Source organism: Streptomyces sp. NPDC041968, assembly GCF_055589025.1.
Genome location: NZ_JBVJCB010000002.1, coordinates 349,198 through 374,612 on the forward strand (window position 1 = coordinate 349,198; position 25,415 = coordinate 374,612).

Below are 25,415 nucleotides of genomic sequence, written 5' to 3' on the forward strand. Positions count from 1 at the left end.
AGCGGAGAGATAAACATGGCAACAGCGCGAGGGCAGTCGGCCGGAGCCGAGGCCCGTGTCGTCTCCGCCGACGGCACCGAGATCGCATTCGAGCAGTCGGGCCGCGGTCCGGCCGTCGTCCTGGTTGCCTCGGCACTGGCAGACCGCTCGGACACGACCAAACTTGCGGCTCTCCTCGCCCAGCACTTCACTGTGCTCAACTACGACCGGCGCGGGCGGGGTGCCAGCGGTGACGCCCATGCTTACGCCCCCGACCGTGAGGTTGAAGACATCGCCGCGTTGGTCGAACACGTCGGCGGTTCGGCGTCGCTGTTCGGCTCGTCCTCCGGAGCGGTCCTCGCCCTGCGCGCGGCCGCGGCCGGAGTCAACGTCGACCGCCTGGCTCTGTATGAGCCGCCGTTCGTGGTCGCCGAAGGAGACGACGGACCGCCCAAGGATCTCGCGCAGCAGATCACCGTGATGCTTGCGGAAGGCCGGCACAGTGACGCGGTCAAGTACTTCATGACGAGGGTGCAGGGCATGCCCGGCATCGCCGTGTTCTTCATGAAGCTCATGCCTAAGATGTGGGCAAACCTCACCAAGCTGGCCGGCACTCTGCCCTATGACATCGCGGTCATGGGCGATACCCAGCAAGGCAAGCCGCTCGATGCCGAGGAGTGGAAAGGGGTGGCCGTACCCACCCGAGTGTTGACCGGTGGCAAGAGTGCGGCCGCGTTCCAGCGCGCCGCCCTCGCCGTCACCCAGATCCTGCCGCAGGCCGACCACCGCACTCTGCCCGGACTCAACCATGGCGCCGTCGTCATGGCCCCGCGAAAAATCGCCCCGCAGATCATCGAGTTCATCAAGGGATGAGTTTGTCGTTCGAGCGGTTCGGCGGCGCTTGGCACCTCTCTTCTGGCACTCGGAGCGGAGCACGCCCCATCCCCAACTGACCGCCGAACCCCGAACGACCACAACGTACGGGACTTCCCAATGCTGATGTCAAGCCGCTGCTGCGACGGGGAGTGAAGGGCTGTAACACGTTCTGTCACGGATCATTGAGCCTTTTCCAACCTCAGGTTGAGGCGTGGTGAAGGACGACGACGGCCTTCACCACGTCCGTGATCTGGGTTGTGCTGCAGCGGAGCTTCCGGAGGAGGCGCCAGCCCTTGAGGGTGGCCCTGGCGCGTTCGCCGAGGCAGCGGATCTTGGCGTGAGTGCTGTTGTGGCGACGCTTCCATCGCTTGAGGCGACGGCCGCGAAAGGGCACCCGGACAGGTCCACCGGCTCCTTGGTACGTCTTGTCCGCCCAGCATTTGAGGTCCGCATCGGCGAGGGCTTCGATGAGCCCGTGGTGGCGTGCGGCGGTCAGGTCGTGCGTTGATCCGGGCAGAGCCGGCGACGCCCAGAGCAGCCGCCCGGACGGGTCGGTGAGGACCTGGACGTTCATGCCGTGGCGTTTGTGTTTCCCGGAGTAGTACGGGGTGTCGGCGGCGATCCGGTCGATCAGCAGGGGTGCCGTCCAGGATCACGAATGCCTTCATCCGGAACGTCGTCATCGCCTTGGCCAGGGACGGGGCGAGGGCGGCCAGTACGTCGACGGCCTCGCGTATGTAGCGGAAGGCGGTCGCGATCCCGGTACCGAATCCGGCGGCGAGCTGGGCGTAGGTGTCGCCGCACCGCAGGTGGGCCAGGGCGAGCAGGGCCTGGCGCCCTGGTGTCAGTCGTCGCCACCGCGTTCCGATCTCCTGCCGCCGGAAGGTGAGTTGTCCAGCCAGATACCGCAGGGTGCGACTGGACAGGTCGATCGACGACGGATAGACAAGCACGCGAAGCTCCTGGGCAGCACGGTGGATCTTGGTCGTGACACCGTCTACCAGGAGCTTCGCCATTGCGCAGGCACGTCCAACTCGTGACTGGTACGACCAGGTTGGAAAAGGCTCACTGGCTCATGGCTCTAGGAGGAAAATGAACACTGCGACGTCCGGAATCGGATTCGACAATCCAGTAGCTACTTGGGCCCTAGGAGGTTTCGTACTAGTGACTGCCATCCTCCTGGCCTACTGGAGTTACAAGAGAGAGAAGAAATAGCAGCCCAAAGTGCCCGCCTGAGTTCAATTCGAACGTTGGGCGGGCGTCTTTGCTGCCTACGTCACGAGGAGTGGTACCGACATGGGCTGCCGGCGAATGGGGGGCGCAAGAGTGGGCGCGTACGCCGACGCGACAGGCCTGTAGGAGATGGGCAACGGCCACTACGACCCCGTCCTCGGCCGCTTCACCCTGCCCCGACCCGTCGGGACAGGAAGAGAACCTCTACCTCTACCTCTACGCGGGCGGTGACCCATTCCACTGCGTCGACCCGAGCGGTCTGGACGCCCTGGGCTGGGACGGCGGCCAGTGGGCCAGCACCGCAGGGTCGGCGTCTCGGTCGCAGGGACGTTCCCGGACGGTCCGCTCGGCATCGGCTTGGCGGCCGCCTCGGTGGGCCTCGGCGTCCATCGTAGGTAGGACCGGAATCGGTCTTACCGTTGGGTACACCGCGCTCGAGGTAGGGGGCGGGGTCGGGATCTCGTGCAGTTTCCCTAAAGAGGAGTTCGAATGGACAGCCTGGCCTTCACACCGATCAACGATTCTATGCCGGCGACCATCATCCTGGGAGTCGTCGCAGTGGTCGGAATCGCAGTGGGAGCCATGTTCCGCCAACGGCGTGAAGCAAAGAAGAAGGGTGAGAGGTAGAGACTCTCGGACGGCACGACGCAGCCCAGGTGACGGCGAAAGCGCGTCGCCCCGAGTGGGGCGACGCGCTTTCGCCGTGTGGCGTTCATGCCCCGGCGTCCGGTGCGGCCAGGGAGAACTAGGAGCTACGGCCCCACCCGGCTCTTCTGAAGGTGTACCAGCCTTCCCTACTCCCCCACCCGCGGGAACGGTCCCCCGCACGGTCTGGGCAGAGTGAAGCCTCTCCCCCGTCCCCGGCACCCGCGTAAGCAACCCCGGCTTCGGTTTCGTCGACCCCGCCCGCCCCCGCGCACCTCCAGCGACCCATGACCGATCAGCAATCGCGCCTCCTCAAGAACCTCACCGGCACGGTCCCACCCGACACGCCGAGCCGAATTCCCCTCCCGCCCGATAGGCCAAGGTCACCCGCACCGCACCCATTTGACGCGCCCCGCCCAGCGTCGGAGAGCCCGACTTGATCTTGGGCTCGGGGATAAGGTGCGGCTTCACGAGACTGCCCTCGGAGGTGCGCGCCTGGTGGCCGACAGCTTTGTTCACCTGCACAATCACACCGAATACTCGATGCTCGACGGCGCTCAGAAGCTGAAACCGATGTTCGCCGAAGTGGACCGGCAGGGCATGCCGGCGGTGGCCATGAGCGACCACGGCAACATGTTCGGGGCCTACGAGTTCCAGCAGGTGGCCAAGGGCTTCGGCTCGGTCAAGCCGATCATCGGGATCGAGGCGTACGTGGCCCCCTCCTCGCGCCGGAACCGGCGGCAGGAGTTCTGGGGGCCCGGCGGCCAGCGCGCCGTGTCGGACGACGGCGAGGGTTCGAAGGACGTCAGCGGTGGTGGCCGTTTCACGCACATGACCATGTGGGCGACGGGGGCACAGGGCCTGCGGAACCTCTTCCACCTGTCCACCGAGGCGTCGTACTCGGGGCAGTTCCCGGCGGGCAAGCCCCGCATGGACATGGAACTGATCGCCGAGCGTGCCGAGGGCGTCATCGCGACGACCGGATGTCCGTCCGGCGCCGTCCAGACGCGGCTGCGCCTGAACCAGTACGACGAGGCCAGGCAGGTCGCCTCCGCCTACCAGGACGTCTTCGGCAAGGAGAACTACTTCCTGGAGCTGATGGACCACGGCCTGTCCATCGAGCGGGATGTGCGGGAGGGCCTGCTCCGCCTGGCCAAGGAGCTGAAGATCCCGCTTCTGGCCACCAACGACGCGCATTACGTCCACGAGAGCCAGGCCGAGGCGCACGACAACCTGCTGTGCATCGGCGTGGGCAAGAACAAGGCCGACGAGAAGCGGTTCCGGTTCAGCGGCAGTGGCTACTATCTGAAGACCGCAGCCGAGATGCGGGCCCTGTTCGCGGAGCTGCCCGAGGCCTGCGACAACACGCTCCTGATCGCCGAGCGGGTCGGGTCGTACGACGAGGTCTTCGACCATGTCGACGAGATGCCGCAGTTCCCCGACGTGCCCGACGGGGAGGCCCAGGAGTCCTGGCTGCGCAGGGAGGTCCTCGGCGGCCTGGCCATGCGTTACGGCGATCCGGTCCCGGCCGAGGTCATGGAGCGCTTCGAGACCGAGATGTCGGTCATCGGTCCCATGGGCTTCAGCTCCTACTTCCTCGTGGTCGCCGACATCTGCAAGTACGCCCGTGACAACGGCGTGCCGGTCGGACCCGGCCGCGGGTCGGCCACCGGCTCGATCGTCGCCTACGCGACCCGCATCACCGAGCTGTGTCCCCTGGAGCACGGCCTGCTCTTCGAGCGGTTCCTCAACCCCGAGCGGATCAACCCGCCCGACGTCGACCTCGACTTCGACGACCGTCAGCGCGACAAGATGGTCCGGTACGTCACGGAGAAGTATGGCGACGAGTACACCGCCATGGTCAACACGTTCGGCAAGATCAAGGCCAAGAACGCGATCAAGGACTCCTCACGGATCCTCGGCTACCCCTTCAGCCACGGTGAACGCATCACCAAGGCGCTGCCGCCGGACATCATGGGCAAGTCGATCCCGCTCGACGGGATCTTCGACCCCGCCCACCCGCGCTACGGCGAGGCCGGCGAGATCCGGACGATGTACGAGAACGAGCCGGACGTCAGGACGGTCATCGACACCGCCAAGGGCGTCGAGGGTCTGACCCGCGGCACCGGGGTGCACGCGGCAGCCGTCATCCTGTCCAAGACCCGGCTCACCGACCGCATCCCGCTGCACATGCGCGCCTCCGACGGCGTGAAGATCACCGGCTTCGACTACCCCAGCTGCGAGAACATGGGGCTGGTCAAGATGGACTTCCTGGGCCTGCGGAACCTGGGCGTCATCGACCACGCCATCGAGAACATCCGCGAGAACCGCGGCGTCAAGCTCGCCACCGTCGACCCGATGGACGGCGGCACCGGCACCGTCGTCATCCCACTGGACGACAGGAAGACCTACGAGCTCCTCGGCCGCGGCGACACCTTCGGCGTGTTCCAGCTCGACGGCGGCGGCATGCGCGCGCTGCTCAAGCTGATGGAACCGACCCGCTTCGAGGACATCGCCGCCGCCCTCGCCCTGTACCGACCGGGTCCGATGGCCGCCAACGCCCACACGAACTACGCGCTGCGGCAGAACGGCAAGCAGGAGCCCGACCCGATCCACCCGGAGCTGAGGGAAGTCCTCGACCCGATCCTGGGATCGACCCACCACCTGCTCATCTTCCAGGAGCAGATCATGGCCATCGCCCGGACCCTGGCCGGCTACACGCTCGGCGGCGCCGACATGCTGCGCCGCGCGATGGGCAAGAAGAAGCCCGAGGTCCTGGCCGCCGAGTGGCAGAAGTTCCACGACGGGATGAAGGCCAACGACTACTCGGAGGAGGCCATCAAGGCCATCTGGGACGTGATGCTCCCCTTCTCTGGTTACGCCTTCAACAAGTCCCACACCGCTGGCTACGGCCTCGTCTCCTACTGGACCGCGTACCTGAAGGCCAACTATCCGGCCGAGTACATGGCGGCGCTGCTCACGTCGGTCGGCGACGACAAGGACAAGGCCGGCATCTACCTCGCCGACGCCCGCAAGCTCGGCGTCACCGTCCTCGCGCCGGACGTCAACGAGTCCGTCGCCGAGTTCACCGCCGTCGGCGACGACGTGCGCTTCGGTCTTCGCTCCGTCCGCAACGTCGGCGACAACGTCATCGACACGGTCATCACGGCCCGGAAGTCCAAGGGTAAGTTCACCAGCTTTGCCGACTTCCTCAACAAGGCCGACCTGCCAGCCCTCAACAAGCGGGCCGTCGAATCACTCATCAAGGCCGGCGCCTTCGACTCGCTCGGTCACACCCGCAGGGGACTGTGCGCCGTGCACGAGACGGCCATCGACGCAGTCGTACCGCTGAAGAAGGCCGCGGCCTACGGTCAGGACGATCTCTTCGCCGGACTGGGCGCCGGCAGCGACGACGGCGAGTCCGGCTTCGGCCTCGACGTGAGGATCGACGACAGCGAATGGCCGCGCAAGCAACTCCTCTCCACCGAGCGCGAGATGCTCGGCATGTACGTATCCGCCCACCCCCTGGACGGCACCGAGCACATCCTCGCCGCCCACCGGGACACCACCATCCCCGACCTGCTGGCCTCCGGCCGGACCGAGGGGACGGTGCGGCTGGCCGGGCTCATCACCAGCGTCCAGAACAAGGTGACCAAGCAAGGCAACGCCTGGGCGATCGTGAACCTCGCCGACCGTGACGGCACGATCGAGGTCCTCTTCTTCCCCGCCGTCTACCAGCTGGTCCTGGGCGCCCTGGTGGAGGACAGCGTGATCTCCGTCCAAGGGCGCATCAACGACCGGGACGGCGCCATCAGCATCTTCGGGCAGGAACTCCAGGTCCTCGACGTGACAGCCGCCGAGCGCAGCGGAGCAGCACCGGTCCAGCTGGAGTTCCCCTACCACCGCGTCAACGAGCGGATGGTCAGCGAACTCAAGCGGATCATCGGCGCCCACCCCGGGGAGAACCCCGTCCACCTCTTCGTACGCGGCCACAATCGCCTCCGACATCAAGGGCTCCTTCGGCCAGGACACCTGGCACGGTGTGGCATGACCGACGGTGACGAGATCGCCGTCCAAGTCAGCCCGCTACCGCCATGTTCCCGTTGCGGAGGCGCGGCACTGCTCCGTGTCCGGTTCGGTCATGCGTGGCCGAACATCGCCGGGCACTCCGTCGAGGGGTTTCGGGAAGCGGACCTGTGCCCGGCATGCGACAGCGGCGAGACGCCGGCGGACGCGCTATTGGCCCCCTTGGCCGTCGCCGAGAAGATCCCCCTCACACACATCGCCGAATTCGGCTGCCATGTGGCCGCCTGGGTCGAGTCGGTTCGACGGCTAAGCGTCGACATGGTCCGTCTGCGAAGTGAGGAACGCGCTCACCGGCACACCGGCGAGCCGCCCTGACACCGAGCGTCCGCCGTCATGGGCATGTCCGGCGGAACGCGGCCCCGTCAGGGATGTAACGGTGCCATTCCTGTTCGGTCAGGGACCGGCCCGCGAGGGTGCAGGCCCGGCCTGTGAGGGTGGCGAGGTCGCGGAAGGCGCGGGTGTCCCACAGCCTTACGGTCAGATCGGAGCTGCTGGTGACGAGGGTGTCCCCGTCCGGGGAGAAGAAGGCCCAGTTCACGACACCGGTATGGCCGGTGTAGAGGGTCAACTGCCGGTGGGTCTCGATGTCCCAGAGGCGTATCGCGCGGTCGTCGCCGACCGTTGCCAGGGTCTTGCCGTCCGGGCTGACGACGGCCGACCAGACCGCTCCGGTGTGGCCCGTGAGGGTGGCGAGGCGACGGTGGGTGTGCGCGTCCCACAGCATAACCGCCCCGTCCCGGCCACTGCTGACGAGGGTCTTCCCGTCCGGGGTGAAGGAGACCGACTGAGCCATGTCGGTGTGCCCCGCGAGTGTCACAGTGAGGCGGCGCCGACCGATGTCCCACAGCCTCAGCTTCCCGTCCCCGCTCGCCATGGCCAGAGTGCTGCCGTCCGGGCTGAAGGTGACGGAGTGGATGCTCTTGCTGACCGCGTCGAGAGTGTCGAGGCGACGGTGGGTCCGGACGTCCACCAGGTGTACCGACGAAGACTGGAAGCCGCCGGTCACGAGGGTCCTGCCGTCCGGGCTGAAGACCGTCCAGCCGGCCCCGGCGGCGACGGACGCCAGCTGCCTATGGCTCCGTACGCTCCACAGACGGGTCGTTCCGTCGATGAAACTGCTGGTCGCCAGGGTTTGGGCGTCCGGGCTGAAGATGACGGAATGCACAGGCCTGTCGTGGCCGTCGAGGGTGGCGAGGCGACGGTGGGTGCGCGCGTCCCACAGCATGACCAGCGAACTGTCATGGCTGCTCGCGGCGACATACTTGCCGTCCGGGCTGAACTGTACCGAGCTCACCTTGCTGCTCTGCCCGGTCAGTCGGCCCAGCGTGTGCCGCGTACGGGCGTCGTACAGTCCCACGGATCCGCTGTTGTCGCCGACCGCCAGCACCTTCCCGTCCGGGCTGTATACGGCTTGCGGGCTCGGCACCACGATCTGGGGTACCGAACCGTCCGACGTGGCGATGGTGGCGCGCGGCCGCCCGGCCCGCATGCCCCACAGCCGGACCGTGGCATCCGCGGACCCGCTGGCCAGCGTCGCGCCGTCCGGGCTGAACGCCAGCGAGGTCACCTGCCCCGTATGGCCCTGCAGCCCGGCGGTGCGGCGCTTCTCCCGTACGTCCCACAGCTGCACCGCGGCCTTCTCCCGGTCGCTGGAGAGGAAGTTGGAGAGGGCGACGGCAAGGGTGCTGCCGTCCGGGCTGAACGCGAGGCGAGAGGGTACGGCGGTGTCATCGCTGTCGGCGACCTGAAGTGCGGCGACCCTCTGATGAGTACGGGCGTCCCAGAGCAGAACCGTGCCCCGCCGGCCGCTGGTGGCGATCATGTCTCCGTCCGGGCTGAAGACCGCCGGGCTCCCGGCGCCGGACAGGGCGCCGGTCTGCTTTCGCGTGTGGGCGTCCCACAGCGGTACCTCCGGGCTGGTGACGAGAGTGTTGCCGTCGGGGCTGAACACTGCCGTCTTCACCTGACCGCTGAGGCCGTCGAGTGAAGCCGACTGCCGGCGCCCCGCCACGTCCCACAGTCGCGCCGTGCCGTCATCTCCACCGCTCACGAGGGTCTTGCCGTCCGGGGTGAAGGCGACCGAATTCACCGCTTCCGCGCAGGCGCCGTAACCCTCCTCTGGATAAGCGAGCGAGCCCCGGCCCACTTTTCCGGGGCTCGCGGGCTGTTCGGGCTGCGGCTGTTACTGGCCCTAACAAAGCCTCTGGACGTGCCTATGGGTGATCAGACAGACGGCGAGCCCGAGGAAGGCCTCATGGATGTCGTCGCGTCGTTCCCACCGGATCCGCAGGCGGCGGAAGCCGTGCAACCAGGAAATCGTCCGCTCGACGACCCAGCGGAAGGTGCCCAGACCAGTGCCGTGCGGTTGTCCCCTCTCCGCGATTGCGGGCCGGATGCCGCGCTGCCGCAGGAGCCGACGGTACTTGTCGTGGTCGTAGCCGCGGTCCGCGAAGAGCAGGTCGGGCCGCCTGCGCGGTCGGCCGACCACCCCGGCCACTGGCGGGATCTTGTCCAGCAACGGCAGCAACTGGGTGACGTCATTGCGGTTTCCGCCGGTCAGCGACACCGCGAGCGGGATCCCCTGGCCGTCGGTGATGACGTGGTGCTTGCTGCCCGGACGTGCTCGGTCGACCGGGCTGGGGCCGCTCTTGGGCCCCTGCGAGCGGCCCGGACGTGGGATGAGTCGATCACCGCCCGAGACCAGTCCAGCTGGTTCTTCGACCGGAGCTTGTTCAGCAGCAGCTGGTGCAGCTGGTCCCAGACGCCGGCTTCGTTCCAGGCGGCCAGGCGGCGCCAGCAGGTCATGCCCGAGCCGAAGCCGAGCTCCTGGGGCAGGTACTCCCACTGGATCCCGGTATGCAGCACGAACAGGATCCCGCACAAAGCCTGCCGGTCAGGCACCCGCAGTCGGCCCTCGACCTGCTTCGGCGGTGGCTCGGGCAGCAACGGTTCGATGAGCGACCACAGTTCGTCCGACACGATCCACGGCCGCGACTGACGCTTCCCCATGTCCCCATCAACGAGAGGCCAAGCCGACAGTCACATGATCAAATCGCTTTTGTTAGAGCCAGTTAGTGGCTCGTCACGCAGCCTTGGCCGGGTAATCGACCTGCTGCTCGTCGGCCAGCAGACTCTCGCCAAGACCTGATCTTGAAGGTGGTTGTGCGGGTCGAGGACCCCGGTGCCGCCGTGGGCACGGAGGCCGGAGGCGTCGCCGAGGGCCCGTACGGTGCCGGGGTAGACCCTGTCGCGGACGTCTTCGCTCAGGAGCTGTTCGATGCGGCGGTGCGGTTCGCTGTGGGCATCCCGCCGGTCAGCCGCTGATCTCTTTCGTCATCGCCCTTCCCGACTCCGTTACCAAGCAGCTGCGTTGGTCCTCGTGAGCGGACGAGACCCCAGCCCGCCGCCGAACATGACAGGGGTGCAGAATGAACCGTATGCCGATAACGCACACCCCGAAGACGGCGATGACCTACGACGCTCCACTGGTCAGCCGCACCTTGGCCCGCGCCTTCGACGACGACCCGATGATGCGCGGGTTCTTCCCCGACGACGCCTCGCGCGAGGCAGAGCTGGGCCGCTACTTCACGACAGTCTTCACCCGGCAGTACGTTCACCACGGCGTGTGCGAGCGCACGAAGGCGGCGGCCGCCTTCTGGGTACCGCCGGAGGCGCAGGCCAAGGCCGTTCCCGACGCAGAGACCATCCAGCAGCTCCAGAACATCCTCGGCGACCGGGCTCCGCTTTTCAGGGACACCATCGAGACGGCCGCCAAGCACACACCCCAGGAACCGCACTGGTACCTGGCGGTGATCGGCGTCGACCCGGCCGCCCAGGGCCAAGGGCACGGGTCTGCCCTGCTGCGCTCGGGGCTGGCCAAGGCTGACGCGGCGGGTCTGCCCGCCTATCTGGAGTCCTCCAAGCCGTCTAACCTCCCACTCTACGAGCACTTCGGCTTCACCGTGCGTGAGGAGCTGCGGCTGCCGGGGGACGGGCCGGTGCTGTGGGCGATGTGGCGCGAACCACGCCGCCCGGCCAGCGCATAGCTAGTGGTTGGTCACGCCGCCTTGGCCGGGTAATCGGTCCATGACCGGATCGATGAGTCGGGCGCGAAGGTCGTCTTCGGTTCGGCGCGGGAATCGTGCCAGCGGACGTAGGCGGCGATGGCCGCGTTCTGCTCGTCGTGGCTGCGGTGGTCGGTGCCGTTGAGTGCGAAATAGCGCAGGGCCGCGAACTCGGCCTCGATCCAGTTCAGCCAGGAGCCGCAGGTCGGCAGGAAGACCAGCTCGACCTGGTGCTCGGCCGCCCAGGCGCGGACCTTGGCGTGCTTGTGCGGGGAGAAGTTGTCCAGCACTACATACAGCTTCTCCCCAGGCCAGCGGGTGCGCAGGGCCTTGAGGAGGTCGAGGAACTCCCGCCAGCGCTTACGCGGGCGGATGCGGTAGTACAGCTTGCCGGTGGCCAGATCGAGGGCGGCGAGCATGTGCCGCACGCCGCCTGTGCGGTTGTAGGTGGCCCGCAACCTGCGCGGACGCCTCGCTGGTCCCCACTCCTTGCCTTTGCGGGGCATCAGGTTCAGCGGCGAACTCGTCCACGCATACCACCCGTCCGTCCGCCGGCGGGGTGTCGTACAGCGCCAGGATGCGATGCATCTTGGCGCTGAATTCCGGGTCGGTGGGCGCCTTCCATGTGGTGGTGGTCTTCCAGGAGACCTTGCCGTCGGCGAGGATCCGGCGGAGGGTCTCCCGGCTGATGGTGGCGGTCACCTTCTGCTTGACCAAGTGCTCGGCGGGCTTGCTCAGGCTCCAGGTGGAGGACGCGGTGATCTTCCAGTCGGCGGGGGACGTCCGGGCGATCAGGCAGATGTGCTCGCGCGCCCCGTCACTGACCGTCCTGGGGCGTCCCCCGCTCCATTTTTGGGTCCAGCGCGTCGAACCCCCGCTCGTTGAAGGCGTGGATGACATCGCGGACGTAGTCCTCGCCGACCTGCATCAGCGTGGTGATGTCCTTGACTGTCTGGCCCTGGGCGGACATCAGCACCACGATCGCCCGGCGGAGTTTCACCGGGTCCTGCGCGGTCCGGCTGATCCGCTGCAGCTGGCGGCCCTCTTCCATGTTCACCGGCCGGACGAACACACTCGGTCGGCGTCCCACAACCACCTCCAAGATCAGGTCTTGGAGACAGTCTGCTGGCCGACAAGCAGCAGGTCGAAATACCCGGCCAAGGCTGCGTGACGAGCCACTAGCCTGGGCGGTTACTTTGACCCGTGACACGCTTGGCTGGAAAGCCAGTCGGCTCATATCGCGCGTCAATCCTGTTGCTCCGGCCTGGTAAGGAAGACGTCGGAAATGCCGCCGTGGAGACACGACGCACTGAGTGGCGGTAACGAGGGCTCCCTCCACCTTGTCGTCGGTGAAGTCACCAACTAGCGCTTCGAGGCGACCATGTTGCCAGGACCGGCGGTGGCGAAGATGGGGCAGTAGGTGCGGGACACCAAGTCGGGGCCGTTCTCCACCAGCGGGCACGATGCACGACCGCCACAACCTCGCCTCACTCCCCCGCTGGTGCGAGCGGTGGCTGCGCCACCAGATCACCCACTACGAGACGCTGCACCACCAGCAACAGACCCTGCTGGCCGAAGGCGGCCTCACCGCGCAGGAAGTTGCGCGCTTTCGGGCTTGGCCCCGGCGGCGGCGCCCGAAGAGCGCGGGCCAGGCCGTCGCCCGCGCCTACACCGCCCGCCACGGACACCTGACCATGCCTCGGCCCACCACCTTCGACGGTTACCCGCTGGGCACCTGGCTCAGCAACGCACGCCAGCGTCAGCGCACCACCGGCCACCCCACCCGCCTGTGCCGGCACCTGACTACCCTGGACCCCTGGTGGGCCCCGCGCTGGCCTCCACCTGGCAACGCATGCTGGCGCCGCTCTCCGCTTTCCCGGCGGTGCCGGGACGGAGCCGGGGGCCGGGGGCCGGGCCTGTGGTAGTCGGCGACCACCGGTCGGCACGCCGCGGGCTCGCACACGATGCGCCTGCAGCTGACGGCCCTGGACCGCGACCCGCACGTGGTAAAGCTGGCCGGGGGCCGGTGTGACTGCTGTGGCACGACCGGCGCGGGCAGACGCGTTCCTGGGTGCCGCAGCTCCTCGCCCGTCGTACCGACGGCACCGCCCTGCTCGCCGACTGCCCCAACCACCCTGCGGTCGGCGGCGAACGAGCCCTGACAGCGGGCCATGCGGTGGCGCAGGCCTGCGCGGAAGCCGCCGTGGTGGAGCAGGCAGTGAGCGTAGGAACACCGGCGGCGAGCCGGCAAGAGCCCGCGCATGGCGCGGCAGTATGCGAGTCATCATGAGGTGAGGTCCAGACGGAGAAGAGGCGGGAAGAGGGCGGCGGGCATGCCGGGGGCGGGGCGGGCGCTGTTTGACGCCCGCCCCGCGCGGGAGGCGGTGTCAGCTGGTGCCGAGCAGCTTGTTCATCTGCTCGATCTCCGCGCTCTGCGAGGTGATGATCTGCCCGGCCATCTTCTTGGCCGGGACGTAGGCGCCGTCGGCCTGCTCGGTCTTGGCCATCTCGACCGCGCCTTCGTGATGCTTGATCATCATGTCCAGGAAGGCGGTGTCGAACGCCTTGCCCGAGGCGTTCTCGAGATCGGACATGTCCTGCTGGGTCATCATCCCGCCCGAGCCGTGCATGGAGTGGTCCATGGCGCCCTCGGCAGGCACTTCCTCGCCCCAGCTGGTCAGCCAGCCCGACAGCGTCTTGGTCTCCGGGTCCTGGGCCTTCTTGATGTCGGCGGCGAGCTTCTTGACCTCGGGCGACTGCGCACGGTCGGGCGCCAGGTCGGCCATCTCCACCGCCTGGCGGTGGTGGGGAATCATCCCCTTGGCGAAGGCGACGTCGGCCGCGTTGTGCCGGCCCTGCGACGCTGACGCCGGGGCGGAGGCGGAGGCGTTGTGGCCGTTGTGTCCGGCCGTGCTGTCGCCGTCACCGTTGCTTCCGCAGGCGGCCAGGACGATTGCTGCCGCGCCTGCGGCAGCAACGGCGGCGGTACGGCGGACGAGGGAACGCTTTTGGATCATGGTGGTGCAACTCCTTCACACGCGCAGGTTCAACGGCGCGTGGCGTCACGGAAATGAGGGCGTGCGCGTGCTCGGCACCGCGCCACCGGTCGTCCGGGCGCAGGGGGTGCCGAGCGGGCCGCTCTATATCCGCAGGAGCTGCAGTTCGGACAGGTCGGGAGGTGCGCGCCCGTCGGCTACGGAGCCGGGGGCCGCAGTGAGCGCGGCAGGGGCCGCGTGCATGTCCAGCACCGCGCTGGACAGCGCCGGAGGCGTGTATGCCGAACCCGTGCCGGCGGCCGCGCAGGTGGCGTCGGCGTGATCGAGATGACCCGATCCGCCATCGGTGTGCGAGCATCCCCCGTTCGCGTGCGGCACACCGTCCGCCGCGGCCATCGCCATCGCGTGCCCGGCACCCGCCTGCGTCACCGCAGCCGTGCCCGGAGCAAGACCGTGCATGCCCAGCACACCAGCCAGCACAGCCAGCACCAGCAGCACGAACAGCCGCCCGGCGAGGCGGCTGTCTGAACGGGTGCTCATGGTCACGGAACTCATCGTACGGGGCAGCAGGCCCCGTGCCCGGCCCACCGGCCAGTTGGCCCGCCGCCTCCCCCGGCCCGCCTCCCTGCACGCCCCGGGCGGGCGGCCTAGCAGTCCGGCCTTCCTCATCTGCTCACACGCCCCCCACGCATCGCCGCCCGGCACGCACTTCCCGCAGGTGTCAGACGTCGGCGGCGAGATCCGGCACCGGACTTCCCGGCGGGGTGAAGGCGGCCAGCACCGTGGCCGTGATGAAGCCGGCAGCCACCTCGGAGGTGAGACGCCCCGCACGGATCTCGTCCGCCGCACTGTGCATGACCGCGTGCAGGACATTGACCAGCCACGCGATCGGCAGGTCAGTGCGGAAGACGCCCGCAGCACGGCCGCGGGCGACCAGCGTCTCCACCCGCGCGGCGGGCCCGCTGTGCAGATCACGAATACGCCCGGGGGGCAGTTCCCTCTGGGCGGCGACCAGCAGCGCACGCGCCTGGTCCACCAGATGCCAGCTGGCTTCCACATAGCGCGCCAGCGCAAGGAGCGGATCACCGCCGAGATCGACTGCGTCCAGCGCCTGGTTGCCCAGGTCGACTGCTCGGCTCATCGCCGCATCGACCACCTCCGCCCGGGAGGCGAAGTGCGCGTACAGCGTCACCCGGCCCACGCCCGCGGCACGCGCGATCTCACTGAGACTCGCCTCCGGGTTCTCCCCCAGGCACTCGGCCGCGGCCCTGACGATCGCATCGATGCTCCGCAGGGCGTCGGCGCGCTTGACGGTGCTTCTACTGCTGCTGCCCATGCCCCGCACCATACCGCAGTAAGTCGAACATGACTGTTTGCTTTAACTTCCCGACGGGACTAACTTGAACAGGACTGTACGGTTTAGGTTCGGAGAGGTGAGCGGCATGAGCGGCACGGAGACCACCGGCACGCAACGAGCACACACCACCCGCAGCGCTGGCCCATCCTCGGCCTGCTGGGACTGGCCCAGCTGATGCTGATCCTCGACATCACCGTGGTCGCCATCGCCCTGCCCCACATGGGCGCCGAACTGAACCTGGACCGCGCCGCACTGACCTGGGTGGTCAGCGGCTACGCCCTCACCTTCGGCAGCCTCATGCTGCTCGGCGGCCGGGCCGCGGATCTCTTCGGCGCCAGGAGAACCGTCCTGACCGGACTGGCCCTGTTCACCGCCGCTTCACTGGCCGCCGGACTGGCCGGCGGCGCGCCCCTGCTCCTGAGCGCCCGCATCGCCCAGGGAGCGGGCGCCGCCCTGCTCTCACCCGCCGCCCTGTCCGTGGTCGTCCGGCTCTTCGACGGTGAAGAACGCAACCGGGCCCTGGGCATCTGGTCAGCCCTCGGCGGCGGGGGCGCCGCCCTCGGCGTGCTGCTGGGCGGGCTGATCACGGCCGGGCCGGGCTGGGCCTGGGTGTTCTTCGTCAACGTCCCCGTCGGCCTGGTCGTCCTCGTCGCGCTCGCCCGGATGCTGCCCGCTCTTCCCCGGGCGGCCTCCGGCTCCCTGGACCTTCCGGGCGCCGCGCTGGTCGCAGCGGCCACCGCCGCCTTCATCTACGCGCTGATCCGTGCCGGAGACCACGGTTGGTCGAGCGCCGTCTCCCTCATCATGTTCGCCGCTGCGGCAGCCGCCTACCTGGCCTTCGCCGCCTGGCAGCGCCGGGCCACCGCCCCCCTGATAGACCTGCGTCTGCTGGGCCGGCGGCCGGTGGTAGCAGGAACCTTCGTCATCGCGGTGGCCACCGCCCTGATGGTCGCCGTGTTCTTCCTCGGCTCCTTCTACCTGCAAAACCACCAGGGCCACGGTGCTCTGGCCACCGGAGCCCTGTTCCTGCCGGTGGCACTGATGACCATGGCCGCCGCCACCGCCGCCGGCCGCGTGATCGGCCGCCTCGGAGCCCGGACCCTGGCCGCGACGGCCCTGGCCGTCGCGGCCGCCGGCTTCCTCATCCCCGTGCTCTGGTCCGGCACCACCGCCATGGTGAGCGGCGTGAGCATCGCAGCCGCCGGCCTCGGCGCACTGTTCGTCGTCGCCTCCGCCACCGCGCTCTCCAGCGTCGCCCCTCACGAAGCCGGAGTGACCTCCGGCATCGTCAGCACCTTCCACGAGTTCGGCGCCTCAGCCGGCGCCGCAGCCGTCTCCAGCGCCGCAGCCGCCAGCCTCACCACCCACACCACATCCGGCTTCGACCACGCCTTCCTCGTCGCCCTCGCCGTAGCCGCACTCTCCGCCGCCGTCGCCCCCTGCCTGATCCCGCCCCAGAAGTGAAGCCGCCGGGCACGGCCTTTCGGACCACACCCGCCCAGGCCTCACCGGCAACAGCACGCTCGTACGAGTTCCTCCGAGTCGGCCCGCGCCCGCAGAGCAGGCGCGGGCCGCGCCGTGGACGGCCCACCAAAGAAGCGACACGGCCTGACTGTTCAGACCTCGATGTACGCGACAATCGCCATGGTTATCTCGGGTTATGTGACGTCGTTGCAGCTCAGGGCTTCGCTGCTGTGTGAGGGACGTTAGCCACGGTCCGCTTCAAATAGGGTGACGGGGTGTCTCAGAGTCCTGATCAGCCGCTTCTGCCGTCTCGTCATCAAGTTGGCAGCCTTCGTGACTTCCTCCATGGAAGGACGTACTCGGCTGCCTCAGTCACCATCCGGCTCGACGGTGCACCGTCTCATGCTGCGGGCTCGCCTCTGGATGACGTGAGCAAGGTCTCCGATGCCCTGTATGAGGTTGTCGACGGTCTTGCCAGGCAGGTGCTGGACGCGGTTTTCTCCGGGCAGCCGATCGCTGAGGCGCGTGGCACATGGGTCGCGCTCTTGCTGATCGCCCAGAACTGGCGGAGCGCGCCACCAGGTACGGGCCCGAATGGACCGCACACGAGACGGATCCAGCTCCCGCCCCCGTACTACGGCAGAGGACTGCCCGTTCCTCGTACGCGCGGCAGGCCACCAGCAACAGCGGCCCCTGACACATCGGCGTCCACCAGCAGCCCGTCAGCATCGCCTGACCGGGCACGCCGCCACGGCGCAGCACGCCTGGACTCCCAGCCCAGGCATCAGCTCTGCCGGCAGTCCGCTCCCAGCGCTCACCACCCGCCGTCCGGCACGTCGCCCTCGTGCGCCCCGAGGACGGCTTCCGCGGGCACCTCCTCATTCCCACAAGGAACCCGACATGTACTGCTCAGCGCTAGTGCTGACGGCTAGCCCCTCTCACCCGCGCTTCCTCATGATGCTGGGCAGCGACGCCACCCAGCGCACCTTCAGCAGCACCTGGACATGGCCGGCCCTCATCGCCCTGGTCGCCTTGGGCATTTCCACCTACTTCTCCATCGAGCAGATGCGCAAGAGGAACCGCGCCAAGGAAGCCCAGCGCTACCAGCCCGACTACGCCCTACTCGACGAAACCGTCGTCGAACTCGAGAAGCTATTCGGCATCGCCGCCCGCAAAACGGACGCGACCAGGCTCTACGAGCTCCTCAGCCGCATCAAGCAGGCCGAACGCCGCTTCCCCAGCCTCCCCTTCGGCACCGCCGTCGCCTACAAGAAGACCACGCTCTCGGACGACTTCACTCGCAAGCTCACCACCACGAAACTCTCAACGGATACCCTGCTCGACCTGTCACGCCAGCAAGGCGCCAAGATCACAGCAGCCCTTGCGGCCATCGCGACGGTACAGGCCGAGATCGACCGCCGTACCACCTGACCGCGAAGGACGAGCAGGCCTCCTCGGACACGGACAACTAGCAGCCACAACGAGGGGGGTCCGCCTCCTTGCGGGAGGACACCCCTCTCAGTCGACCACGCTATAGGCCGTGGGCCTGGTGGGTCAGTGAGTGCGCAGCCACCATTCGAGGGTGGCGACGAGGACGGCCCCAGTGGAGCCGGCGAGGCCGAGAACGGCGCGGCGGCCGGCCTCTCGCCACAGCGCCCGCGGACGGCGACGGTCAGTGGGTGCGACGGGACGAGTTTTCCCTTCCTTCTTCTTCCGGTCCGGGGCCAGCGCACGGGTGCAGAGGGGGATGTCGGGCTCCCGACCACGCGGCTACGTGCGTAGTGACCTGCGTCTTTAAGTTGTGGGTACAGCCAGGGTGGAAACAGTTGCCGGCGGGGTCTGGAGCTCCGGGCGGCCTGGAGGGCTTCGGCAGCGGGGCCTGCGACAGGTGTCAACACGACCGTGTCGGTGATTCCAACAGCCGTACCGAAAGCGACGGAGGCAATGCCGCCCCAGTCAATGAGTCCCGAAGGATCGATGCGGTTGACGGGGTCACCGCTGGCGTAGAGGTAGGGATTCTCTTCCTGACCGGAGGGGTCGGGTTGGGTGAAGCGGCCGAAGGTGGGGTCGTAGTAGCGGTGCCCCATCTTGTACAGGCCGGTCGGGTCGGTGTAGGCGCCGGCGTAGCGGTACGGCTGGGACACGGCCTCGGTCGGCGTGGTGCGGGGCAGGCCGGTGGGGCCGTAGGCGTAGGTGTGGGTGCGCTACCGGTGTCGTCGGCGAGGCCGAGGACGTTGCCGGTGGCGTCGGTGAGGTAGTAGGAGGACTTCCCCCCAGTCGTCATGGAGTTCAGCGTGCCCGCCGGTTCGCGGATGATCCGGTGTCGACGCCGTTGGTGGTGGAGGCGAGGCCGAGGGCGGTGTGGTGGAACCACGTGTCGCCGAGCTTGGTGCGTTCGGCGTTGGTGGTGCCGGCGTGGACCAGGTCATAGGTCTTACCGCCCGCGGTGATGCCGGAGAGTTGGCTGTAGTCGGTCCAGGTCTCGCCGGTGCGGGGGGTGCTGTCGGCGGCGGCGGTTTCGTTGCCGAGCTTGTCGTAGGACCAGCCCGTGGTGGAGCCGTTCTTACCGGTCAGCTGTGAGGCGTCGTTGTGCGTGTACGTGGTGCCGCCGGGGCAGGTGCTCTTGCTGCCGTCCCGGCTGGTGAGGTTTCCGGCGTCGTCCCAGCAGTACAGCCACGACGCCTTCCGCGCGGCTGCGGCGTCGGCTTCCAGGGCGTAGGTGAGGCGGTCCTGGGAGTCGTAGGTGTAGGTGGTCTTGTACTGGGTGAGGTTGTCGGTGCGGGTGCGGATCTTGGTGGTGTCCTTGCCCGCAGCGGTGTAGCTGTAGGTGAGGTCGATGAAGGTCTGGGTGCCGGAGGTGGTCTTGATCTTCTCCGGGCGGCCGTTCTTGTCGATGGTGACGGTCTGGGTGGTGCCTCCGGGGTAGACGGTCTTGGTGCGCTTGTCGTTGTTGTTGTAGTCGAAGTCGGTCTTCTTGCCGTCCGGCGCGGTGAGGTGGTCGAGGCGGCCGGCCTTGTCCCAGGTGTAGTCCGTCTTCCCGGTCGGGTCGGTGTAGAAGTCGACGTCGCCGCCCGGGGTGTAGGCCAGGACGGTCTGGGCGCCGTTCTGGAGGGTGCGGCGCTTCTCGCGGTTGAGTTTGTCTGCGGCGCCGTGGCCCATGAAGTTGAGGAACCGGCCGGCGGCCCAGGGCTGCAGCTCCTCGAACAGATGCCGGAGGAACGCAAACGCGTGTGCATCGGCCGCCGGGTCGTTCGTCAGGGGCACCAGGACCGCCAGCATGAAGGGCGCGTCGCGCCGACCGACGGCGTTCGGGTGCGCGGGCCGACGGGAGAGCGCGCCGCCCAGGTGGCGCACTTCCACGATCGCGGGCGGCGCCGCCTCGTCGCTGATGTGCTTGAGGAGCCTACGGACCGTTCCCCCGTCGGGGTCGGCCAGGAAGACGTTGTCGGCGGCCCACGGCATCGGGACCGGAGGGTCGTCGTGGATGTCGGCGTTCTGCTCGTAGGGCATGTCGCGCAGGTTCTCCAACAGCCGGGAGCCGAGCTGGCGGAGCGGTTCGACCAGGCGGGTGCCGGTCTCGGCGGAGCCGGTGAAGGCGATCCGCACGTGCCAGACGCGGCGTCCTCGCATCGGCTGCGGAACCTGCGGAACGTCCGGGAAAGGGATCAGCGCCACCGACGAGTTCATCTCGTCCGGCACCGTGGTGGCCCACCCCGCGTACGCCTCCAGGAGGCCGGGGACCTGCTCGGCGTCGTAGACGAGGCCGCCGCCGTAGAGCCGGACCACCGGGACCAGGCCGAACTCCATGCCCGTGACGATGCCGAAATTGTCCCGTCCGCCCAGCAGCGCCCAGTACAGGTCCGGCTCGGCCTGCGGGGTCACGTGGCGCCGCTCGCCGTCGGCGGTCACCACGTCCATGGCCAGCACCCGGTCCGCCGCCCAGCCGTGGCTGCGTCCGAGCAGAGGAAGACCGCCGCCCAAGGTGTAGGAGACGACGCCCACGTGCGGGGCGGAGCCGTTCAGCGGAGCCAGTCCGTGCCGTGCCGCCTCGGGAACGAGCTGCTCGAAGCGTGCGCCGGCTTCGACGTACGCGCTTCGTGCGGCCGGGTCGACGCGGACCGTGGTCATGCGCCGGGTGGTGATGAGCAGACCGCTCTCGGCGGGCACCGAGAAGCCGTGCCCGGTGTTCTGCACGGCGACCGGCAGGCCATGCGCGACGGCGAAGGCGACGGCCGCCGTCACGTCGTCGGCCCGTGCGGCCCCCACGATCACCTCCGGGCGGTGCCGCGCGGCCAGGTTGAATCCCGTGCGTTCCTCGTCGTAACCCTCCTGACCGGGCCACAGCACAGGCCCCTCACAACGGGCGGCCAGGAAATCGAAGTCGGTGCGCTCCACAGTCATGCTCCTTCGTCGGTATCAGCGGGAGCAATCCTGAGACGCATATATGACATCAGCCGTCATATTCTGTGGCGTGAAGTTCGACCGCCTGCTCTCGATCCTGCTGCTGCTCCAGCACCGTCGCCTGGTCCCGGCGAAGGAGCTGGCCGAACGCCTGGAGGTGTCGCAGCGCACCATCTACCGCGATGTCGGAGCGCTGTCGTCGGCCGGTGTTCCGGTGTACGCCGAGCGCGGCAAGGACGGGGGCATCGCGCTGCTGCCCGGCTTCCGTACCGACGTCACCGGCCTGACGACCGACGAGGCGCGCGCACTGTTCGTGCTGGCGTCCCAAAGCGCACACGCGGCGCTCGGCCTGGACCACGCCCTCGGCTCCGCGCTGCGCAAGGTGATGGCCGCGCTGCCCGCACCACACCGCCCGGCGGCCGAGCTGACCAGCCGCCGCATCCTGGTCGACCCGGAACGCTGGCATGCCGCGCCCCGCTCCGACATGGACCTGGAGGCGCTGTACGCCGCGATCCTCAGTGACCGCCGACTGCACATCCGCTACCGCCACAGCGGCCGGAGCGCGCTGCGCGGCTACACCGTCGACCCGTACGGCTTGGTGGCGAAAGCCGGTACCTGGTACTTGGTCGCCGACCATCGGAGCAGGCCCCAGCTCTACCGCACCGACCGGCTGGCACGGGTCCGCGTCATCGAAACAGCGGCGCACCGCCGCCCCGGTGTGGAGCTGGCCCAGGTCTGGCACAGCCTTCGCCGCGAGGTGGAGGACCGCACGACCGGCGTCCGGGTCACCGTGCGGCTGCGCCGAGAGCGGCTGGACATGGTGACCCGAATCGCCGGCAGCTACTTCACTGGAGCACCCGTCGCCGAAGCGGGCACGGACGAGTGGCTGCGGGTGGAGGTCGTCTACCCCGTGGTCGAAGCAGTCCGCCACCTGCTGCAGTTCGGCACCGACATCCAGATCGTCGAACCCGCCGAGGCCCGTACAGAGATGGCCCGTGTCATCACCGAGTTGACCGGGCTCTACGGCCGTTCCTGAGTGACGACTTCGCACACGCCCCCGCGGTCCGCATCCCCGCCGTCATCGGCCGGGCGCTGCGGCTAGCCCCGGAGTGCAAGGGCTCCCTGTGCCGCGACACCATGCCGTCCTCACACGTGCTGCAGGATGTTGCAGAAGGCCATGATCACGCAGGCTGAAGCGGGCGGCTGACCTGCTGAGTTCACGCGGCGAGGGCAAGGTTGTGCAGGCGCGCGACGGCTTGGACAGCGTGGTGGAGACCGTCTCCGCGTTGTCGGCAGTCGCGGAGGATCTTGTAGTTCTTCATGCGGGAGAAGTGCTGGTCGTGGTGGCCGTCATATCACAGGACGGGGTAGGGCAAGAGCATCACAGCGGTGACCTGTTTGCCGTCGTCGCGGCGGCTGGTGGGGAAGTGGTTGCACGGGCAGGTGATGAGGCGGAGGCCGTGTCCGCCGATGCGGTGGGGGTCGGGCATGCGCAGCCGCGGTGCTGCCCACGAGGTGTCGCGAACGGTGATGCGCAAGCGAGCGTCTGGGCGCACTCAGTCCGCGGTGGTACGCCCGAAGCATGCCGACGCGACGCCCGTACTCGAGTGATCTGTCCGATGCGCGCTGGGAGTTGATCGAGCCGGTGCTGTCTGCCTGGCGCTTCGAGCGCCGGGGCAGGGCCCTGGACTTCGGCCGGCCGCCGTAGCGTGACCTGCGCGACATCATGGACGCGATCTTGTACGTGGACCGGACCGGGGTTCAGTGGCGCTACCTCCCGCACGACTTTCCGCACTGGAACACGGTCTACGGCTACTTCGCCATGGGCCGATGAGGGCGTGTTCACCCAGCTCAACGGACTGCTCAGGCAACTGTTACGCGAGAAGGAAGGGCTTGACACCGAGCCGCGGGGATAGGTGGAGGATCGGAGGCGATCACTGGCTGGCTTGGCCTGCGTGATCGACGCCCTGAGCGTCAAAACCTCCCCCAGCGTCCCGGCCACTGGCCAGGGCATCGACGCCGGAAAGAAGATCGTCGGCAGGAAGCGGAGCATCGTCACCGACACGCTCGGGCTCCTCCTCGCGGTGCTGGTCACCGCGGCGAGCGTGCAGGACCCCATCGCCAGCACACGCCTCCTGGACCAGGTCGCCGCCGACCACCGCCTGGCCGCCGGGTTCGGCATCGGAATCGCGACCGTGTACCGGTACGTCCGAGAGGCGGTCGAGTTCTGGCCGCGATCCGCTTGGCGTCCGTGGTCCTCGACGGGACGCTGCCGTCCCTCGACCGAGTTGCCGCCGACGCCCCGTACCACTCCGGCAAGCACAAGCGCCACGGCATGGACAGGGCTACCTGGGCACAGATCGGTCGGTGGTGACGGTCACACCGTGAGCGTTTCCGGGCCGAAGTGGCTCGACCATTCGGCTGCGGTTGCCTCGCACGCCTCGCCGCCACGCGGTTTTGTTGACACGGATGCGTGCCGAAGAGCCGGGCAGTGGTGGCCTCAGGCGCTCAGCTACGGAGCAAGAGGGACGGAGTATGCCCATGCCCCCCATACGCGGACTCATAGCGGGCCGCCGACGTCATACCGCGGTCATCGCAGCGTTGGTGACCTGCCCGACGATATTGACCGGGCCCAACATCGCCTCGGCCGGCGGTGCACCTACGCCTTCTGTGCCCGCCCCACACCTGGACTGGAGTCGCTGCGTCCCAGGCAGTGAGTTCGACTGCGCGACCGCGAAGGTGCCGCTGGACTACAACGATCCCGGTGGTCGCACCATCGAGCTGGCCGTCGTCAAACGGAAGGCAACCGACCCCGGTCGGCGCATCGGCACCCTGTTCTTCAACCCCGGCGGCCCCGGCGGCCCGGGAACGGTGCAGATGCCGCAGAACTACGAAACCTTCCCGCGCGAGGTGCGGGAGCGGTTCGACATCGTCAGCTGGGACCCCCGCGGGGTCGGCAGCAGCACTGCGGTGAACTGCTTCGCGAATCCCGAGGAAGCCGCCGACTGGAGTGCCAACCACGCGGCGGGCTTCCCAGTCGGCGAGAAGGAGCGAGCGGCCTTCATCGCCGCGTACAAGGATCTGTCCCGGCGCTGTGAGGAGCGTGCCCCCGAACTCCTGCGCCATGTGTCGACCGCCGACACCGCCCGCGACCTCGACCAGCTCCGCCGGGCGGTGGGCGACCAGCAGCTCACCTATCAGGGGATCTCCTACGGCACGATCCTGGGCGCCACGTACGCCAACATGTTCCCCGACAAGGTCCGCGCCATGGTCCTCGACAGCAACTGGGACCCGCAGGCATGGACGAACCACGCCTCCGACGACGAGCCCCGACTCACGAGTTTCCTACGTATGGGCTCGGACCGCTCCGCGGCAGCTACCGTGGACCAGTTCCTCACGCTGTGTGGGTCCACCACCACCGGGCACTGCGCCTTTTCCGCCGACGGCCCGGAGGCGACCAGGGAGAAGTTCGACCAGCTGATGCAGCGGCTCCGTAAGCATCCCGTGGGCGCATGGTCCTATGCCGGCACGGTCGCCGACGTGGTGAACAGCCTCTACGTCGTCCACCCCGGGTGGACCGAGCTCGCCGGCAGGCTGCAGGACCTGTGGCAGGGCCGCATTCCGGAGCCGCCCGCCTTCCCGCCCGCACCGGCGGTCCCGAATCCGTACGTGGGCGAGGAACAGGGTGCCGCAGTGCTCTGTGGCGACAGCCCCAATCCGCGTGACCCCGGTGTCTACCACGCCCTGGAGGACGCCAGCGCCACACGTGCGGGCGACGCCGGACGCTTCTGGACCTGGGCCACCGAGGGGTGCGCCTCCTGGCCGGCGGCTGCCGCCAACGGGTACCGCGGCCCGTGGAACAAACCGACGGCACACCCCGTCCTGGTGGTCGGCACCCGCTACGACCCCTCCACCCCCTACTCGGCTTCGCAGGCCATGGCCAAGGAACTGGCCAACGCCCGCCTCCTCACCCTCGACGGGCACGGGCACACCGCACTGCTCAACCCCAGCAGGTGCATCCAGGGCCACGAGAGCCGCTACTTGATCGACGGCACCCTCCCGCCAGTCGGAACAACATGCCGGCAGGACACGCCCCCCTTCTCCGCACCCAAGCCGAGCGGCGGAGTCACCACCGGCGGGGGCGGGATGGCCGGCATCGTCACCTGAGCATGCGATAGCCCTCGGCCTGGACACGCGCCGCGGTCTCGCTCCAGGATGCTCACGGACCCGTTCCGAGCGGCTTCCCAACCAGACCTGACACGCCGGACTCACAGCAAGAGGGCCCTGGACCGGATCGGACGCTGCCGGTTGATT

At 68.5% G+C, this 25,415-nt stretch carries 19 protein-coding genes and 7 pseudogenes; 13 read left to right on the forward strand and 13 right to left on the reverse strand.

Annotated features, from left to right (window positions below):
* Positions 1 to 15: 15 nt before the first annotated feature.
* Complete coding sequence (locus tag ACZ6EG_RS06600) at positions 16 to 852, forward strand: alpha/beta fold hydrolase (RefSeq protein WP_391971464.1); 837 nt, start codon at positions 16 to 18, stop codon at positions 850 to 852.
* Between the two features lie 202 nt (positions 853 to 1,054).
* On the opposite strand, the pseudogene ACZ6EG_RS06605 reads toward ACZ6EG_RS06600, so the two are convergent.
* Positions 1,055 to 1,808, reverse strand: a pseudogene (locus ACZ6EG_RS06605) (transposase family protein).
* Positions 1,809 to 2,577: 769 nt separating this feature from the next.
* On the opposite strand from ACZ6EG_RS06605, the gene ACZ6EG_RS06610 reads away from it, so the two are divergent.
* The 3 genes and pseudogenes from ACZ6EG_RS06610 (at position 2,578) to ACZ6EG_RS06620 (ending at position 7,134) form a co-directional block, all read left to right on the forward strand.
* Entirely contained in the window at positions 2,578 to 2,715 is a 138-nt protein-coding gene (locus ACZ6EG_RS06610) for a hypothetical protein (RefSeq protein WP_366769097.1), read from the forward strand.
* A 516-nt stretch (positions 2,716 to 3,231) separates the two neighbouring features.
* Positions 3,232 to 6,784 (forward strand): annotated as a pseudogene (gene dnaE / locus ACZ6EG_RS06615) (DNA polymerase III subunit alpha).
* The gene (locus tag ACZ6EG_RS06620) at positions 6,781 to 7,134 is read left to right on the forward strand and encodes a DUF6300 family protein (RefSeq protein ID WP_469602191.1); all 354 of its coding nucleotides are present in this window, start codon (positions 6,781 to 6,783) and stop codon (positions 7,132 to 7,134) included. Before dnaE ends, ACZ6EG_RS06620 begins: the two are co-directional and overlap by 4 nt.
* Positions 7,135 to 7,150: 16 nt before the next feature.
* On the opposite strand, the gene ACZ6EG_RS06625 is transcribed toward ACZ6EG_RS06620, so the two are convergent.
* Positions 7,151 to 8,908, reverse strand: coding sequence for a hypothetical protein (locus ACZ6EG_RS06625; RefSeq protein ID WP_469602194.1), 1,758 nt, complete (start codon positions 8,906 to 8,908; stop codon positions 7,151 to 7,153).
* A 102-nt stretch (positions 8,909 to 9,010) separates the two neighbouring features.
* A protein-coding gene (locus ACZ6EG_RS06630) for an IS5 family transposase (protein ID WP_469602197.1) occupies positions 9,011 to 9,828 on the reverse strand; the annotation gives its coding sequence in 2 pieces (ribosomal slippage) (positions 9,011 to 9,465 and positions 9,465 to 9,828; 819 coding nt in all).
* A 153-nt stretch (positions 9,829 to 9,981) separates the two neighbouring features.
* Between ACZ6EG_RS06630 and ACZ6EG_RS06635 the strand changes: the two genes are divergently transcribed.
* Positions 9,982 to 10,143 (forward strand): hypothetical protein, encoded by a 162-nt coding sequence (locus ACZ6EG_RS06635; RefSeq protein WP_469602199.1) that lies wholly within the window; start codon positions 9,982 to 9,984, stop codon positions 10,141 to 10,143.
* Positions 10,144 to 10,256: 113 nt separating this feature from the next.
* Positions 10,257 to 10,865, forward strand: coding sequence for a GNAT family N-acetyltransferase (locus ACZ6EG_RS06640; RefSeq protein ID WP_469602202.1), 609 nt, complete (start codon positions 10,257 to 10,259; stop codon positions 10,863 to 10,865).
* A gap of 11 nt (positions 10,866 to 10,876) precedes the next feature.
* On the opposite strand, the gene ACZ6EG_RS06645 is transcribed toward ACZ6EG_RS06640, so the two are convergent.
* From ACZ6EG_RS06645 to ACZ6EG_RS06655, 3 genes and pseudogenes are all read right to left on the reverse strand, one after another.
* The gene (locus ACZ6EG_RS06645; protein WP_469602205.1) at positions 10,877 to 11,389 is read right to left on the reverse strand and encodes a transposase; all 513 of its coding nucleotides are present in this window, start codon (positions 11,387 to 11,389) and stop codon (positions 10,877 to 10,879) included.
* A gap of 214 nt (positions 11,390 to 11,603) precedes the next feature.
* Positions 11,604 to 11,783: pseudogene (locus ACZ6EG_RS06650) on the reverse strand (hypothetical protein); the annotation flags it as partial.
* A complete protein-coding gene (locus ACZ6EG_RS06655) occupies positions 11,701 to 11,973 on the reverse strand; it encodes a helix-turn-helix domain-containing protein (RefSeq protein WP_469602208.1) in 273 nt (90 codons plus the stop codon). The pseudogene ACZ6EG_RS06650 and the gene ACZ6EG_RS06655, both read right to left, overlap by 83 nt.
* Before the next feature lie 373 nt (positions 11,974 to 12,346).
* Between ACZ6EG_RS06655 and ACZ6EG_RS06660 the strand changes: the two genes are divergently transcribed.
* Positions 12,347 to 12,808 (forward strand): helicase associated domain-containing protein, encoded by a 462-nt coding sequence (locus ACZ6EG_RS06660; protein WP_469602211.1) that lies wholly within the window; start codon positions 12,347 to 12,349, stop codon positions 12,806 to 12,808.
* A gap of 462 nt (positions 12,809 to 13,270) precedes the next feature.
* Here ACZ6EG_RS06660 and ACZ6EG_RS06665 read toward each other — a convergent pair whose 3' ends face one another.
* The 3 genes from ACZ6EG_RS06665 to ACZ6EG_RS06675 form a co-directional block, all read right to left on the reverse strand.
* On the reverse strand, positions 13,271 to 13,900 hold the full coding sequence (locus ACZ6EG_RS06665; protein ID WP_469602214.1) for a DUF305 domain-containing protein: 630 nt from the start codon (positions 13,898 to 13,900) through the stop codon (positions 13,271 to 13,273).
* Between the two features lie 123 nt (positions 13,901 to 14,023).
* The gene (locus ACZ6EG_RS06670; protein ID WP_469602217.1) at positions 14,024 to 14,425 is read right to left on the reverse strand and encodes a DUF6153 family protein; all 402 of its coding nucleotides are present in this window, start codon (positions 14,423 to 14,425) and stop codon (positions 14,024 to 14,026) included.
* A 175-nt stretch (positions 14,426 to 14,600) separates the two neighbouring features.
* Entirely contained in the window at positions 14,601 to 15,215 is a 615-nt protein-coding gene (locus ACZ6EG_RS06675; RefSeq protein ID WP_469602220.1) for a TetR/AcrR family transcriptional regulator, read from the reverse strand.
* A 165-nt stretch (positions 15,216 to 15,380) separates the two neighbouring features.
* Here ACZ6EG_RS06675 and ACZ6EG_RS06680 point away from each other — a divergent pair, with 165 nt between their 5' ends.
* Together ACZ6EG_RS06680 and ACZ6EG_RS06685 are read left to right on the forward strand one after the other, a co-directional pair.
* Complete coding sequence (locus ACZ6EG_RS06680; RefSeq protein WP_469602649.1) at positions 15,381 to 16,700, forward strand: MFS transporter; 1,320 nt, start codon at positions 15,381 to 15,383, stop codon at positions 16,698 to 16,700.
* 954 nt (positions 16,701 to 17,654) lie between these two features.
* Positions 17,655 to 18,131 (forward strand): hypothetical protein, encoded by a 477-nt coding sequence (locus tag ACZ6EG_RS06685; RefSeq protein WP_469602223.1) that lies wholly within the window; start codon positions 17,655 to 17,657, stop codon positions 18,129 to 18,131.
* A 590-nt stretch (positions 18,132 to 18,721) separates the two neighbouring features.
* On the opposite strand, the pseudogene ACZ6EG_RS06690 reads toward ACZ6EG_RS06685, so the two are convergent.
* Positions 18,722 to 18,844, reverse strand: a pseudogene (locus tag ACZ6EG_RS06690) (RHS repeat-associated core domain-containing protein); the annotation flags it as partial.
* Positions 18,845 to 18,989: 145 nt separating this feature from the next.
* Positions 18,990 to 21,095, reverse strand: a complete 2,106-nt coding sequence (locus ACZ6EG_RS06695; RefSeq protein ID WP_469602226.1) for an FAD-binding oxidoreductase — start codon at positions 21,093 to 21,095, stop codon at positions 18,990 to 18,992.
* A gap of 76 nt (positions 21,096 to 21,171) precedes the next feature.
* On the opposite strand from ACZ6EG_RS06695, the gene ACZ6EG_RS06700 reads away from it, so the two are divergent.
* Complete coding sequence (locus ACZ6EG_RS06700; RefSeq protein WP_469602228.1) at positions 21,172 to 22,137, forward strand: helix-turn-helix transcriptional regulator; 966 nt, start codon at positions 21,172 to 21,174, stop codon at positions 22,135 to 22,137.
* Positions 22,138 to 22,318: 181 nt separating this feature from the next.
* Here ACZ6EG_RS06700 and ACZ6EG_RS06705 read toward each other — a convergent pair.
* Together ACZ6EG_RS06705 and ACZ6EG_RS06710 are read right to left on the reverse strand one after the other, a co-directional pair.
* Positions 22,319 to 22,432, reverse strand: a pseudogene (locus ACZ6EG_RS06705) (IS5/IS1182 family transposase); the annotation flags it as partial.
* Positions 22,433 to 22,456: 24 nt separating this feature from the next.
* Positions 22,457 to 22,639 carry an ATP-binding protein gene (locus tag ACZ6EG_RS06710; protein ID WP_469602231.1) on the reverse strand — a complete coding sequence of 61 codons (183 nt, stop codon included), beginning with the start codon at positions 22,637 to 22,639 and terminating at the stop codon, positions 22,457 to 22,459.
* 44 nt (positions 22,640 to 22,683) lie between these two features.
* Between ACZ6EG_RS06710 and ACZ6EG_RS06715 the strand changes: the two are divergent.
* The 3 genes and pseudogenes from ACZ6EG_RS06715 to ACZ6EG_RS06725 form a co-directional block, all read left to right on the forward strand.
* Positions 22,684 to 23,245: pseudogene (locus ACZ6EG_RS06715) on the forward strand (IS5 family transposase); the annotation flags it as partial.
* 15 nt (positions 23,246 to 23,260) lie between these two features.
* Positions 23,261 to 23,442, forward strand: a pseudogene (locus ACZ6EG_RS06720) (helix-turn-helix domain-containing protein); the annotation flags it as partial.
* Positions 23,443 to 23,771: 329 nt separating this feature from the next.
* Positions 23,772 to 25,268, forward strand: a complete 1,497-nt coding sequence (locus ACZ6EG_RS06725) for an alpha/beta hydrolase (RefSeq protein WP_469602234.1) — start codon at positions 23,772 to 23,774, stop codon at positions 25,266 to 25,268.
* Positions 25,269 to 25,415 lie beyond the last annotated feature (147 nt).